12 protein-coding genes and 1 pseudogene are annotated in these 14,562 nt (G+C 36.9%); 3 read left to right on the top strand and 10 right to left on the bottom strand.

Annotated elements, in window-relative coordinates; genetic code table 11:
* Positions 1-33: 33 nt before the first annotated feature.
* The 4 genes from WMZ97_RS12380 to WMZ97_RS12365 all read right to left on the bottom strand — a co-directional run bounded on the left by WMZ97_RS12380 (position 34) and on the right by WMZ97_RS12365 (position 4,169).
* Positions 34-1,002 carry a glutamate cyclase domain-containing protein gene (locus WMZ97_RS12380; protein ID WP_343272402.1) on the bottom strand — a complete coding sequence of 323 codons (969 nt, stop codon included), beginning with the start codon at positions 1,000-1,002 and terminating at the stop codon, positions 34-36.
* A gap of 173 nt (positions 1,003-1,175) precedes the next feature.
* Positions 1,176-2,480 (bottom strand): TRAP transporter large permease, encoded by a 1,305-nt coding sequence (locus WMZ97_RS12375; protein ID WP_343272401.1) that lies wholly within the window; start codon positions 2,478-2,480, stop codon positions 1,176-1,178.
* A gap of 2 nt (positions 2,481-2,482) precedes the next feature.
* Positions 2,483-2,992, bottom strand: a complete 510-nt coding sequence (locus WMZ97_RS12370; protein WP_343272400.1) for a TRAP transporter small permease subunit — start codon at positions 2,990-2,992, stop codon at positions 2,483-2,485.
* 121 nt (positions 2,993-3,113) lie between these two features.
* Positions 3,114-4,169 (bottom strand): TRAP transporter substrate-binding protein, encoded by a 1,056-nt coding sequence (locus WMZ97_RS12365; protein ID WP_343272399.1) that lies wholly within the window; start codon positions 4,167-4,169, stop codon positions 3,114-3,116.
* A 288-nt stretch (positions 4,170-4,457) separates the two neighbouring features.
* Here WMZ97_RS12365 and WMZ97_RS12360 point away from each other — a divergent pair, with 288 nt between their 5' ends.
* A complete protein-coding gene (locus tag WMZ97_RS12360; RefSeq protein WP_343272398.1) occupies positions 4,458-4,859 on the top strand; it encodes a helix-turn-helix domain-containing protein in 402 nt (133 codons plus the stop codon).
* A gap of 1,260 nt (positions 4,860-6,119) precedes the next feature.
* Here WMZ97_RS12360 and WMZ97_RS12355 read toward each other — a convergent pair.
* The gene (locus WMZ97_RS12355) at positions 6,120-6,557 is read right to left on the bottom strand and encodes an Lrp/AsnC family transcriptional regulator (RefSeq protein WP_405027689.1); all 438 of its coding nucleotides are present in this window, start codon (positions 6,555-6,557) and stop codon (positions 6,120-6,122) included.
* 269 nt (positions 6,558-6,826) lie between these two features.
* Between WMZ97_RS12355 and WMZ97_RS12350 the strand changes: the two genes are divergently transcribed.
* Positions 6,827-7,918 carry a YkvI family membrane protein gene (locus WMZ97_RS12350; RefSeq protein WP_343272397.1) on the top strand — a complete coding sequence of 364 codons (1,092 nt, stop codon included), beginning with the start codon at positions 6,827-6,829 and terminating at the stop codon, positions 7,916-7,918.
* Positions 7,919-7,944: 26 nt separating this feature from the next.
* The gene (speB, locus tag WMZ97_RS12345) at positions 7,945-8,922 is read left to right on the top strand and encodes an agmatinase (protein ID WP_343272396.1); all 978 of its coding nucleotides are present in this window, start codon (positions 7,945-7,947) and stop codon (positions 8,920-8,922) included.
* A gap of 225 nt (positions 8,923-9,147) precedes the next feature.
* On the opposite strand, the gene WMZ97_RS12340 is transcribed toward speB, so the two are convergent.
* The 5 genes and pseudogenes from WMZ97_RS12340 to WMZ97_RS12320 all read right to left on the bottom strand — a co-directional run bounded on the left by WMZ97_RS12340 (position 9,148) and on the right by WMZ97_RS12320 (position 14,482).
* Positions 9,148-10,068 (bottom strand): LCP family glycopolymer transferase, encoded by a 921-nt coding sequence (locus WMZ97_RS12340; RefSeq protein ID WP_343272395.1) that lies wholly within the window; start codon positions 10,066-10,068, stop codon positions 9,148-9,150.
* 255 nt (positions 10,069-10,323) lie between these two features.
* Positions 10,324-10,521 (bottom strand): annotated as a pseudogene (locus tag WMZ97_RS12335) (NAD-dependent epimerase); the annotation flags it as partial.
* Positions 10,522-10,959: 438 nt separating this feature from the next.
* Complete coding sequence (gene istB / locus WMZ97_RS12330) at positions 10,960-11,679, bottom strand: IS21-like element helper ATPase IstB (protein WP_343272394.1); 720 nt, start codon at positions 11,677-11,679, stop codon at positions 10,960-10,962.
* On the bottom strand, positions 11,679-13,178 hold the full coding sequence (istA, locus tag WMZ97_RS12325) for an IS21 family transposase (protein ID WP_343272393.1): 1,500 nt from the start codon (positions 13,176-13,178) through the stop codon (positions 11,679-11,681). Before istA ends, istB begins: the two co-directional genes overlap by 1 nt.
* Before the next feature lie 443 nt (positions 13,179-13,621).
* Positions 13,622-14,482, bottom strand: coding sequence for a polysaccharide pyruvyl transferase family protein (locus WMZ97_RS12320; protein WP_343272392.1), 861 nt, complete (start codon positions 14,480-14,482; stop codon positions 13,622-13,624).
* Between the last annotated feature and the right edge of the window lie 80 nt (positions 14,483-14,562).

Below are 14,562 nucleotides of genomic sequence, written 5' to 3'. Positions count from 1 at the left end.
AAAATCAAGTCATAAATTACTTCGTCAGTTTTATCAAAACCCCCTCTCTTCCACATTAAAATACATCGTAACCATTTCCTGTAATAGCCTAACATAAGCAGCTATTGATCGATCCTGCACACCATCCACATAATGATGAGCTTTTCCGAATCCACCATCTCTGCAATCCATCTCTGCACAAATATGGATAAGCGCTAGTTCATCCTCCGGTTTATGCAGAATATCCAGGTTTTCAGTTAATAGTGCAATTGCAGCTGCCAATCCATATGCTCCAAGATTTGATATACTTGAAGGTAAAAGATATTCTGTCGCTAATTTAGTGACAAGTCCATCTGGATTTTTGCATTTACATATTTCACCAAACGGATGTATCTTTCTAGCTTCATCATAAATTTTTCCGAAGCCAATCTCGTTACCCATGTCTCCTATACCTACTGTCACCTTTCCATTATCTCTCAGTTTATTTAATAGCAACTCTAATGGTGCATCATGGTGCTCCCCACGAGCCAATCCGCTAGCAAAGTGGTAAACACCTTCTTTAGAGGGACCAATCTTTTCTATAAAAACAGCACCATTCAATTCATCTGCAATACTTTCATTTTCATAATCATCTTCCCTGGATAAAGGAATAAAGGTAGCTGGAACACCTAACTTTGTACACAGAGCTTTCATTACAGGAACAATTTCCTTTTCAACAAAAAACTTAACTTCTGCTCCAGCAAGATACAGGGCTTTACCTAAAACTACAGCACCAATGGGACCATCATTTTCACCGTTTGGCAGCCACTTCGGATCCCATACTCCCGTAAATATCCCCACTGTAAATGTAGAATCTCTATTATCCTCTATCCTTTTCTTCATTTCAGATGCAATTTGATAAGTAAGAGGTTCTTCATTTGACCGAACTGCATAATACAACAAATGTGCAATCCCCCTTGGCAAAGATGGTAACCGTGACTCTACCGTTATGAGTCTATCAATATTTTCACATACAGTAATCATTCGCAAACCTCCAAATTTTAATTAATAATGTTGAACATACTTTTTTCTAAACTTAAATTAGAAATAGATTTTGAGCCTCGACTTGTACCGACATCACGAACACTTTAAACGTCTTTTGCTATACGCTAACATTGAAAAAATCAATCGCCTCCCTTCCTTATATGTTTGTTCCCCTACATTTTCGAAGGCAGCCACAAAGCAATTTGCGGAAAGAAGGTGACTAATAGAGCAATAAATAAATATAGGAAAAAGTACGGAATATTCCCTTTAACGATCTCACTAAAAGAAGCTTTTTCGCCGGCAATCCCTTGTAAAACATATAAATTTAGACCAACTGGTGGTGTTATTTGGGATACTTCGATTAATATAACTAATACTATTCCAAACCAAATAGGATCAAAGCCTACAGCCTGCACCAAGGGCCATAAAACAGGCAGAGTCAAAAAAATAAGTGAAAGCCCGTCTACTACACAACCTAAGATTAAGTACACAACGAATACAATGAATAAAAAAGTTACAGGAGATGGATCTATACTTATTATCCAGTCTGTTAACCCTCGATTAATACCTGATTGCACAATAAGGTACGAAAGAATCTGTGCCCCCACTACGATAAATAAAACCATACTGCTTGTCCGTACCGCGTTAATGATCGCGGATTTAACATTTATATACGTTAATTTTTTATATATAGCGCATATCACTAATGATAAAATAACTCCCAGTCCCGCTGATTCAGTTGGGGTTGTGTACCCCAAATAGATTCCTCCTGCAATAATGACAATAAGTACAGTTATAGGGAGTAATCCCCCGATGCTCTTAAACTTTTGCTTCAGTGACAATGAGCCTTCTTCTACATGACTTGTCAAATTAGAATTCAACAAACATCGAATACCTATATAAATCATAAAGATAAGTATTGCGAGCAATCCAGGAACAACCCCTGCCATAAACAACTTTGCAACGGACTCCTCAACCATCGATCCATAAATGATCAAGGGGATGCTGGGGGGAAGAAGAATTCCTAACGCTCCGCCGCCCCCTAATGACCCATAAATCATGGAACGATTGTATCCTCTTTTCGATAATTCTGGAATAGAAACTGATCCTACCGCCGCTGCTGTTGCAAGGCTAGAACCGCTTATAGCGGAAAAGAAACCACAGGATACGATATTCGTTTGAAATAACCCTCCAGGTATCTTTCTTAACAAAACGGAAGTACTATGAAAAAAGCGATCACTAACGCCACTGCTTAATATTAATTCTCCCATTAAAATAAATAAGGGGATCGCAGTTAATTCAAAGCTATTTACACCGTTCCAAGCAACGAACCCTAGTGATTGAAATACATGTGAATCACCGAGCAGTAATAATCCAATCAAGCCTGTGGTTCCTAATGCGAACGGTACCCAATAACCCATAAATAAAAATACGAATAAAAGGAGTATATACAGAATGAACAATACATACCAAGCCACTATCAATCACTTCCCATCTTATTTTGTATACGTTTGCGAATGTATTCAACCAATTCCACAACATTCTGCAGCATAAGAAATGCAATGCCTACTACCATTACTAATTGGGGAATATAAAGTGGCGTTTCACTGATATAAACCGATGTTGCTTGAGAAGTATAAGATTGGAAAACGGTGCCACAAATGTAATAAAATAAAGTTAACGAAAAGGCGATCGATAATACGATGCTCACAACATCGACTATTCCTTTCCATTTTGAAGAAAAACGATTGTACAAAATAGTGATTTTAATAAATCCATTTGATCTAAAGGTATAAGCTAATCCAAAAAATGCAATTGCGACATTTAAATATCCTGCCATTTCGTCTGCAATGAGTGTTGATCTGTTCAATAATGACCGACTCATAACCTCTATAAAAACTAATCCAGCCATAAAACTCAGTGATATTCCGGCTAAGACAAGATTAAAATTAGTAAGCTTTTCCACAACTTTTTTTATACTCGCCCACATGATAATATCTTCTCCCCCAATTTAATTAGTTTTGACTTAGAAGGATTCAGACATATGATTACGAAAGAATTAATATCTCCTTTTGCTTATGAGTCCTGCCTGAACCCCCCATGCCTTTAACTCACTGAATTTCATCCAAAATCTCTTGAAGAACTTCCTCCATTTCGGGACCACCTTCCTTAGCCCATTCTCCCCAATGATCCTGCATCAAATTTTGTGCCATTTCAATATCTTCGTGACTTGCCTCATTTATTTCAACACCATCGGAGATAAAACCCTCAATCGCTTTATTATCTAATTCTTCTGTTTCTGAATTTCCTTTTTCCTGCCACTTTCTTGCCTCATCGTCTACAACTTCACGGATATCATCCGGCAATTCATTCAAAGCCTCGGAATTCACTAACATAAAGGCACCAGATCCAGAAAACGGAATTGTATAACCCCAATCTATTATTTCTGACCACTTGCCAGCATAAGCACCAACGGCTCCTGTAATTGCGGCATCTATAACACCACGTTGCAACGCTGCTGGAACTTCAGAAAGAGACATGGAGACTGGTGTAGCTCCTATTTCTTTTAAAAATGTCTGCTGTTCAGGAGCGAATGTTCTTATCTTTAAACCTTTTAAATCGTTCAGATTTTTAACCGGGGCTCCCACCCCCCAAATACGTTGAGGTGGGTCCATTAACCAAAACAAGATCTCAATGCCTCGTTGATCCATCTCCTCCTCCGCATACGGCAACACAGTATCCATAGCCGTTAGAAAAGTGTCCGTATCCTTTGAAGCCAGAAATGGCCATGTAGGAATAACAGACTCTTTCACGTCACCCGCTATATATCCAACAGGCGCATCTGCCATTTCAATTGAACGATCACCTACGACCCGTACAGACTCCATTCCTGTATATGGAAGCTCACCGGGTGGACGAGGAGTAATATTTAATCTTCCCTGTGTTTTTTCCTTAACAGCTTCTGAAAATCCGTTCATATACTCCCCTGGACCTTGATCCAAATTTACGTGTAAATTGAAATCCCATTCATATGATTCATCAGACGCGTTCGCATCGCTCTTATTATCTCCATCTCCTGATGTTGCACCACACCCATTGACAATCAAAAGCAACATAATTGATAGGATTGATAAAAGCCAATACTTTTTGGTTTTGAATAAGTGCATATAAATTACTCCCCCTTTTTGACAATCTCTTTTAAATAAACTATTGGTTACTATTAATAACCTGATTTTCAGTTAAAATAATTACTTAGTTTCCTCCTTCCTTTTATACTTTTTCGTTTCACCCTGATACGAAAACATTACTAAAGAACTATCTCGCAAACACACAAACTGTGTTCCTATTGTTAATAATAATCTAAATTAACAGAAATGTAAACACCATTTGTGTGTTTTTATAATAAAAACTTCATTTTGTGTTACGTTTTAGGCGAAAGAGATGAGGTGTTGACGATGAAAGGTTTTGGACTACGCCTAGAAAGCCTTCGGGAAAAGTATGGCTATTCAAAAAGGGACGTAAGCTTAATGCTTGGATTCACCGCAAACGTATATGGATCTTACGAGAGAGAAACAAGAAGACCAGCATTAGAAACAATTATAAAACTTGCAGATATTTATAACGTTTCGCTGGATTATTTGATCCGCGGAACAGAGTATCAAAAAGGTACTATTGATAACCCTGATCAGGAAAAAGTACAGAACCTTTTAGAAATATTTGCGGAAAAAGGAATAAAACAACCATATATTTTACAATTAGAAAAATGGTCTATACTTAGCCAAGAAGAAATGTTGGAGATAAATAACCATTTTGAATGGGTGGTTTATAAGAGTAAAAATAAAAGAATGAGTACATAAATAGGAAATCTGCCCTAAAGTAACACACGGGTAGATTTCCTTTTTGATATATTGTTACCTGTTTGCTAGATTACTCAATTAGAATTATTCATGTTCGAGGTAGAACTATAGAGAAAGGGTTACTTCCTTTAAGTTCTTTGTGGATGCGTTTGTTCATAATTTAGTATCCTACTAGAGCTAGGTGCTTCGAATTGGCATTGTTATTTTTCTTGAAGACCTCAACCATCACCCCAGGTTTATCATCGGATTTAGGGCATATGGAATAACCTAATAGATATAGCGATGTTCCAATGTATTTAGCGCATTATCGATTTGATAAATGGGTTCTTTTGATTACTTTCATAAAGAACCGTTTTCATTAACTTGGGAAAATCGATGTAGCAGTGCCTGGCAAGTTGACAAGTAGATTAACTAATTCCCGGCTTTTTACCAATCTAAGCATCTCGTTCTCTAATCTCTTTAATACATTGACAACGGAGAGGTTGCACAATTAGATAAAAACTCATTATCTGATCCTTTCTCTTCCCCGCGTTGAATAGGATAATCGGCATGTGAAATATCACATTATTGGACCACCTACATTTGAATAAACTGGTTTGAAACTATAATACTTTATTGTTAAATCAGCTATATATCCAGCCATCGATGCTGCGCTTTTTAAATTCATCCTAGAAAAGTCAAACGGATTGTCGTTTGTAATTTCCTAAATGGCTCAGTCTCTCTTCCCCAGATAACCCCGTAGTTGCTATCAAGATTATTAACATGAACAATGTTCCCATCTTCTATTTGATACACTAAATGTTCTTCCTCATCATAATCAGAAAGCACAATAGGACCTTTAAAGTTATACAAATTTATACGTCTTTTTAGTTTATTCGCTATCATAGGGATGGTGTCGTTACTACTTACATATTATTTATCAAACATCCTAATAAATTGTAGCATTCTAAATCCATCTTACATAAAATCACTCGAATAAACTACACCCACTTTATTGTCTCTTATCAAAAATATCTGCTGGAACATGCACCACTGAAAATATTGTCATTCAATTCCCCCCGCCCCATTTCATACATTTTGGATTGTACACAATATCGGTACATATCTAATGAAACTTTCTTGTTTACTCCATAGACATAGTTAGATAATGCATATTCGAGAATATTACACGTATTACAACATCAACGCCCTCAGATGTATTATTTTCAATTCTAATAGTTGTTATAAGCACGTTGTCAACCCAATATATTTTAATATATTTCAATCCGGCAACACAACATGCTTAACAACCGGAGTTGTCAGCAAAACAGAAGTCTTAGTACTCCCATAAGGAATCAACTTTTCTATCAAGCGTGTCAATTCATCTGTCCCTTTTAACGCCACTTTTATATAGTAATGAACATGCCCTGTTGCCCGGTGGCATTCCATCACATTTGGCTCATCAATAATCATTTTTTCAAATTCATACTGTGAAACCCGCAATTCACTTAATTCAATCATAAACATTAATTTTTTACCTACCGAAGCAGGAGGCACCTGTGCAGAAAAACCTTCAATTATACCTTTCTCCTGAAGCCGCTTTAAACGTTCTGACACGCTGGGACGGCTAAGAGCAAGCTTCTTCGATAGATCACTAATAGAAATCCGGCCATCCAACTGCAATATTCTAAGCATATTTACATCTATTTTATCCACCATATCCCTCCTCGCTTTCACTATCTTCAAAATGAATGTATTATTAGGAATTTAATTCAATTAATAGGCGTATAGCTTTTAATATCTTCATTTTTGTATATACGAAGCTATTTAACTGTACTATTATTATAACATGAATTAATTATTAGAATAATTAAATTACCAAATGGATTAGCGAGGTGATTTCAACAAGCTGGGATAGAATCGTGGTGTCATTCAATTAGGTATTATCGTTATTACCACAAATAACTTTATAAAAGAAAGGAGTAAACATGAATAATACATTTAAAATTATTGTCTTAGCTGGGGCATACGTATCATTCATACTGGGAGCCGGCACTGCAACAGGTCAGGAAATTATGCAGTTTTTCGTATCCTTTGGTTATTTTGGCATAGGCGCTATTATAATTGCAGCTATTTTGCACATGTGGTTTGGAGCATATGCGATGGATGTAGGATTACGTTTAAAAGCAAAGGACTCAAAGGCGGTTTTCGTATATTTTTGCGGAAAATATCTTGGAACATTCTTTTATTGGTTCTCACAACTTTTTATATTAGTAGTCTTTGTCGTCATGATTTCTGGAGCAGGCGCTACTGTTGCTGAACACTTTGATGTAGGTAATATAATCGGTCGCGCAATTATGGCAGCTCTTATCTTAATCACCGCCTTACTACGACTAAATACCATTATTAAAATACTGGGAATCGCCGGGCCAATTATAGTTATATTTGCAATTATTGTTGGTGCTGGAAATTTTGATACAGCTGGCCTTGCACAGGTAAGCGAAATCATGAAAGAAATTAACTTATCAAAGGCAACTAGTGCATGGTGGCAAGCCGGATTTGTTTATTCTTCTTTTGTCTTACTTGTTGCTCTGCCGTTTTTGGCAAACTTGGGAAAAGAAGAGACTAACAGAAAGAATGTAATCATCGGCGGTGCTCTAGGAGGATTGATCATGCTGATTGGGGTATTTGCAATCTATATTGGTATCCTATCTAACGTCGAGAAGCTTTACACGAAGGATATCCCAACCTTGTTTTTGGCAGATCAAATTAGCCCAGCACTATCTCTGGTATTTTCCGTTATCTTGCTTATTGCTATTTATACAACAGCAGTTGGAATGCTATGGACTGTTTCCACCCAATTTTCCAAAGGCAACACAGTAAAATATAGAATCATAACAATAGCTTTAACAGTACTAGGATTTTTCGGCGGACTATTTCCATTTGCCAAAATTATCGACTTCGTTTATCCCATTGTTGGATATATCGGTTTAATATTAATTGCTGGAATGCTTTATCGACAGTTTATAAATAAAGGAAAAATGAAAAATACGGAACCAGAGAAATCAAATGCCGTTTAAAAAATCGAAAAATGAGAGGCGATAATATGAGTAAATATGCAAAAAAAACAGATTACACAAGGGTCAAATTGGACATGCCGTTTACAGGGATTACATCATTTAAAAAGTATCCTATTTGTACAAATTTAGATGAATTAGATGCCGACATTGCAATTATAGGAGTACCAAATGATATGACAACTGCCTGGCGGTCTGGAGCTAGAATGGGGCCTAGATCAATTCGTGAACAGTCTTCCTTATACGCATTTGGAGCAAGTTATGATCACGAAAAAGATATTATGTACAGTGATGAAGGTTGGAAAATTGTGGATTGCGGAGATGTTTCCATCATTAATGGTGATGTAGAACAAAGCCATGAAAATACCGAAGAGGCAATCAAAAAAATTATTTCTAAAAATGCCATACCAGTTATTTTGGGTGGTGACCATTCTATAACGAACCCGGTAGCATTTGCTCTTGAAAGTGAAGAAAAAGTCAATGTGGTCCAAATTGATGCACATTTAGACTGGCTAAAGGAAGCCTCAGGCCAGCGCTTTACATTAAGTAATCCTATGCGAAGAATGTCTGAAATGGATCATATAAATAAAATGGCTCAACTTGGAATTAGAGGAGTTGGCAGTAGTCAAAAAGAAGACTTTGACGATGCCCGCGCTTATGGAAGTACGATCGTATCACCAAAACAAATGAGAAAAATGGGAATTGAAGAGGTATTAAAAGATATGCCTAACGGCGAAAAATATTATGTAACGATTGATATTGATGGCTTAGATGCTTCTATCGCACCAGGAGCAGGCTCTCCGTCACCGGGTGGACTTTTTTACGATGAGGTAAGTGAAATCTTGGAGGTTGTGGCAAAGAAAGGAAAAGTAATCGGTTTTGACTTAGTAGAGGTAAATCCATTATACGATCCAACTGGTGTAACTTCTCAAATTGCTGCACGACTTATTATTGATTTTATTAACTTTATCATTAGGGAGAGACAACTTAATTTAACAAATGGATAATTTTGTAACAGTATGTCATAAAAGTTATTAAAACAAAAAGGCCTATATAGCCTAATCTCTTTGGTTGTATAGGCCGCTGTGTAATAAGGTTAATTTTTAATAGAAAAAAGGATTCATTTTTATATAAAACTATAATATTTTCTATACTAGCTTAATCAGAATCAAATCTATAGAGCCATTCGTCCTATAGTATTTCACTTTGTTCAAGACAAAACCTATACACTATTAAATCCCCTCAATCATCCCATGCACCTTAGCAACCTCTTCATCCGGCACAATTAGATAATAAATCCCGTCGATTTTCGTACCGCTACCTTCCATCATATAGTTCTCAATTTGTTTTCTTGTATCTTTATAACCACTAAACAATTTCTTCATGTCATCGAAATCAAGATTTGTAGCCATGTTATTCCCTAGTACGTCAATCACACCATTGATCTTACCTACTGACCCAACACTTGCGCCTCTATCCACAATAGCCTGAATAACTTGACGCTGACGTTTTGTTCGACCGAAGTCTCCGTTTGGATCATTTTTACGCATGCGTACAAAACTTAGGGTTTTATCGCCATCCATCTCAATGTTTCCAACTGGAAAATCATACTTACTATCTTTCCAAGCAATCTCATTATTTACAGTGACTCTCCCTAGTTGGTCAACTAATTCCTCTAAACCTTCCATATTCATCCGAACATAGTAATCCAGGTCAATATCAAGGAAATTCTCTACCGTTGCTACTGACATATCAGCCCCGCCAAAAGCATAGGCATGATTAATCTTATCTTCTGTTCCTTTACCAATAATCGTAGTTCGTGTATCACGCGGAATACTAACTAATTGCATCTTATCATTTTTCGGATCTAAGCTAAGAACCATTAATGCATCGGAACGCCCTCTATCATTCTCCCGTTCATCAACACCTAATAGTAAAATATTTAACGGCTTGGTAGCCTTAACTTTTTTCTTTGATTGTTTGTAATCAATTGACCCGACTGGCTTATGCATTTTTTCATTTACTGTTTGCTTAGCGTTATGATAGATGGAATATGCATATCCCCCAACACCCAGTACTAATAGTAAAATAATAATTAAAGGTATTTTTAACCAAAGTCTTCTTGGTTTTTTAGATCTTGATCGTTTTGCCATTTGGCTATTCCCCCGTATTTCTTTGCTACAATCCATGCAGCTAGATATTTACTCTCTATACTTCTTTATACATCTTCATAAAAAAAGGATGGATACCACTCGGTTTTATTAAATTTGAACCCATCCTGACGTCCAGGCTCAAAGCAATCTGAAAAATGAAGTATATCTGATTTCGCCTACATCTTAAACTTATATCATATTTTTCTTTTATTACTTTCGATAATACTCCACATACCACTCCGCAAATTTTCTTAATCACTTTTCAATTGAAGTCTCCGTCTTAAAGCCAACCGCCTTTTGCAACAGTTCCGTTGATTGATGCATAAGTAGCAGGCGCATATCCAGGCTTAATTGGTTCACAAATTCAACTTCCGCACCCAGCGCACTACTCAATGCCTTTTTCAAAGCATGAATAAATACCATTAGCTTCTCGGGACTGTTATTGCCCATGTTAATAAGGGGTTCAGACACCATAACTTCAGAATGGACCAACCTATTTGAAGATGAAAAAATGACCACTTCTTTACTTGATCGTCTGACTTATTGATTACATATCCATTTACTTAATGGAAAAGGATAGATTCGAGCGCGCAACCTTATTTACACATTATTAAATAAATTACTTTATTGCTTTAATGCTTTAGCGTAGTTGGGGGCTGACCCCAAACTCAATCATAGGACCTCCCAAATTGCCGTAACATATCAATGTGTAACGTGCCAAGGCCTGCGAATCCGAGCAGGCTCCTACCCTCTAGCCATTTAATGAGAATAGGAATGTTGCTTTCTGTACGGACCAGCACATCAGCCCTACTAATTTCGGGTTTTGTGTATTTGGCAAGTAAAAAATGTATGAAATGGCATTTAAATTTGTATGCCACTTGCCACCTCTAATTACTCATGTAATAAAGATTCTTTATAACGGAAGCTGTCTCCGGTAAAAAGCAATAAATGCGAGTGATGAATCAATCGGTCGATAACCGCCTCTGTAAGTATCGGATCGCCAAAAACATGATTCCATTGGCCAAACTGCAGGTTAGTTGTGATGATAATACTTTTATTTTCGTAACACATAGAGATGACCTGAAATAAAAGCTCTGCACCCTCCTTATTGAGGGGAATATAGCCAAGCTCATCCAATACTAATAAATCCAGCTTCTCAATCTGTTTCATTAGTTTCGTAAGGTTTCCCTGCTGATTAGCGTCGATTAATTTATTCACCAAGGATGCCACAGTGTAAAATCTGACCCGGCTGCCAAACCTATGTATGGCATTTAAGCTAATTAACGATGCCAAATAGGTTTTTCCAGTCCCAACCCCGCCATACAAAATAAGATTTTCCTTTTCATTAATAAAGTCTCCGTTCAAAACTCCCGACCGGTCAATGCCCTGTGGAATTTGAATATGCTCCCACTGATACGGGGTGCTACCTGTCTTTGGCAGTCCTGCTTGCTTTAGTAGTAAGTTTATTTTTCTTTCCTCACGGTTCTGTACTTCATTCTCAAATAACTTGAGAAGGTATTCTTGATAACTGTCGGCCTCTACATTGCTGTAATTCTCCCTAATCCAACTTAGCTTTAAACGTTTGGCGTAGGCTTCTATTTGATCATTCATTAACTGATCCCTCCCTTCTGGAAGAAGGAATCGTAATGGGATAACCCTCTTGTCACATTTGGCACATTAGGTATAGACACCTTTGGTGTAATGGCGGCATGGGCATCGTTTTGGTTAAGTAATGAATAGAAACAATGCTTAATTTGATCAGTATCTGGGTGGCCATGTGTAGAGGCCAATTGTAAAGCTTCATTCAACAATGAAAAGTCGTCATTCTTTAAAAGCCCTCCCAATAACCGCAAGGCACTCTTTTGTTCTTCCTCTGTACAATCTAGTAGATATTCTGTCCAAATTGGCGGGAACTGATCATAAATCCCTGAATACTTAATTGCCCTAGGACGTTTCGATAGTAGATTCAAATAAGGCTGCCACATCATTGATTTTCTCTTTATGCCATATAATCTTGGATGTTTTACGATAACCTCATTATTCTCCTCCAGGATGGTTATATTGTTATATGTGATGCATACACGCACGTTCTGTTTGGCGAATCGAGGAGAAGTGGAGTATTGCTTCTTGTCTATTGAAATGAATCCGTATTTGTCTGATTTTATCTCCTCATATCGTGCGCATTCAAATCTTTTCTCAGGTAATAGAAGCCAATTCCCCTGATCCTCCTTAAATAGTTCTGATTGAAGGATACCTTTCTCATAATGCATACGATCACGGTCCTGTTCTGCCATTTCCCAGAGTGTTTCATTGAATTGATCTAGTTCTAAAATTGTATTCTCCGGTAATAAAAAGTTATTCCTCACATATTTAACCATTGCCTCTACGTGCCCTTTTTCATTACCTTTACCAGGATTACAAAACTCGTATGTAAAACCATAATGTAAAACGAATCTATCAAAGGTTTCCGTTAACTCACGTTCTCCCTTTGCGCGGATCTTCTTTACTGCTGGTGATAAATTATCAAACCGGATTGTCTTGGGAACGCCTCCCATATGACTAAACATGCGTTGTAGCCCTTCTAGTAAACACTCTGTATTTTCCGAAGGAAAAACCTGAAAGTAAAAACTATTACTATTAGGAAAAGACATCACCAGATAAGGAAGATCAATCACTTCAGAATGATACTTGAATGGTGCTGTCCCAAAGTCGACTTGCGCCGTACCTGGAATTGACTCAAGGGGCAATGCCGCATTCTCATTATTCTCTTTTAATTCCCGTTTACGGTGTGAAACATAGTCACGAACCGTACGGTAAGATCCTTTGAAACTGTGAAACTTCTCCAATTCCTGAAACATTCTTTTTGCCGTTCTATGATACTTTCTTTTCTTCTTTAAATCTTCCTTGATCCATTTATCCAAAATTGGTTTAACAGGATCCATGACAGGTGATTTACGTTGTTGCTTTTCTCTTTTCGTAAATTCCTCCTGATTGGCATACTTATTTACCGTGCGAGGGTCAATTCCCATTCGTCTTCCCACACTGGCATATGTTTCACCTTTTTGATTCACTTCATGTCTGATATAATCAACTTGTGCCACTGCTAACATCTCCTAATATCCTCCTGTTAAACGTTGTTGGTCCAACGAGGAGTTTAAAGTTTTTTGGAGAGGTTGGCAAGTGGCCTTTTAATTTATGCAGGGCCCTCCGGGCCCTGCATAAATTAAATGCCAATCCCTACATAATTAGTTTGCCATAAACAGGTTTTGGAAGCTCAATCCCTTCAACCTAATGGTTTTCTGCCATCGCCTAGCTGTCTACGCTTAAAGATAATGGTTACCCATTATCCTTCAAAACTTACTACGAGCGAGTGGCTAATTCTTACTCGACGGGAATCCCACCCGTTATATGTTACATCCTCGCTCGGCCGCACGGTCTGACCCCAAACCCTTACGTAAAGTTAGTTTTAAACTTTAAGAATTTTACTACTAGTACTATAAGCAGGTTTTGATTACTCAGTTCTGAGCACTATGGTATTTTATGAATATTATTATTATTTCTCTATCCATAAATCACGCGGAAAAGCTTTAATTACACCTTCCTGCAACTTTTTCAAATTTGGTAGTTGATTTGGTTCTAGCACTAAGGCTTCCTCTATTGTATTTGCAACGTTAAAAGTAGTTCTATTTGTGCTATAATAGTAATCTTTATATTTGAATAAATCAAAAGACTTCCGATCATTTAATAATATAGCGGGAACCCCATAGGCTTCAGCTAATATAATACCATGCAAGGATGAACTAATTACAACCTCAGACTGCACAATAGTATCAATAAATGATTTATAATCTTTAGTAAGTATATTTAGCGATTCATCTTTTGATACTTCATCTTTGTATAAAGATGAATAATGGAGAATTATTGAATACTTTCTGTTTTTTTGTTTATAATTTGGCTTATAAAAAAAGGGCAACAATATAGCAGGATCTCCATAGACATTGGGACACTTAAATCCTTTATCTATTAATACCCTTCTTGTTTCTGGCCCTCTTACAGAACGAACATCTAGTGATACATTCCTTAATCTTCCTGTGTGCTGGTCACTCAACAAACCACTTCCCCATATAGTTGCGTTATGATATCCAAACCCCAAAATAGAACCTACCGAATAAATATGCTTAGTATGCTTCACTTTTTGATCCGGTTTAATATTATTCATTCTTAACATATTTTCGTAAATTACAGTAGATAACCAATCACCTAAGTTTTCTGTTCCATCTTTTCTTTTCATGCTAAACCAATGTAAATTCACTTGATTTTGTTTTACCAATTGCCGAGGGTTATTTAAAACAAAAATATCTTTGCTTAAATATGCTAAAGAATTTTTAGCATGTCGTAAAATGTTACTTTTCAAAATGCATATCTCCTTTAAACTCAGCATTAATTGAACCAAACGAGCACGCACTAAAGTGGGTAGCTTAATTGGAAATTTAT

The sequence above is a fragment of the Lentibacillus songyuanensis genome (genome assembly GCF_039548255.1).
Lineage (GTDB): Bacteria > Bacillota > Bacilli > Bacillales > Amphibacillaceae > Lentibacillus_C > Lentibacillus_C songyuanensis.
This window is presented reverse-complemented; position numbering and strand designations above follow the sequence as displayed.

What these genes read in the sequence shown, in the direction of transcription:
- WMZ97_RS12380 (WP_343272402.1), bottom strand. Translation starts at nt 1,002, where the DNA reads ATGATTACTGTATGTGAAAATATTGATAGACTCATAACGGTAGAGTCA.
- WMZ97_RS12370 (WP_343272400.1), bottom strand. Translation starts at nt 2,992, where the DNA reads ATGTGGGCGAGTATAAAAAAAGTTGTGGAAAAGCTTACTAATTTTAAT.
- WMZ97_RS12365 (WP_343272399.1), bottom strand. Translation starts at nt 4,169, where the DNA reads ATGCACTTATTCAAAACCAAAAAGTATTGGCTTTTATCAATCCTATCA.
- WMZ97_RS12360 (WP_343272398.1), top strand. Translation starts at nt 4,458, where the DNA reads ATGAAAGGTTTTGGACTACGCCTAGAAAGCCTTCGGGAAAAGTATGGC.
- WMZ97_RS12355 (WP_405027689.1), bottom strand. Translation starts at nt 6,557, where the DNA reads ATGGTGGATAAAATAGATGTAAATATGCTTAGAATATTGCAGTTGGAT.
- WMZ97_RS12350 (WP_343272397.1), top strand. Translation starts at nt 6,827, where the DNA reads ATGAATAATACATTTAAAATTATTGTCTTAGCTGGGGCATACGTATCA.
- speB (WP_343272396.1), top strand. Translation starts at nt 7,945, where the DNA reads ATGAGTAAATATGCAAAAAAAACAGATTACACAAGGGTCAAATTGGAC.
- WMZ97_RS12340 (WP_343272395.1), bottom strand. Translation starts at nt 10,068, where the DNA reads ATGGCAAAACGATCAAGATCTAAAAAACCAAGAAGACTTTGGTTAAAA.
- istB (WP_343272394.1), bottom strand. Translation starts at nt 11,679, where the DNA reads ATGAATGATCAAATAGAAGCCTACGCCAAACGTTTAAAGCTAAGTTGG.
- istA (WP_343272393.1), bottom strand. Translation starts at nt 13,178, where the DNA reads ATGTTAGCAGTGGCACAAGTTGATTATATCAGACATGAAGTGAATCAA.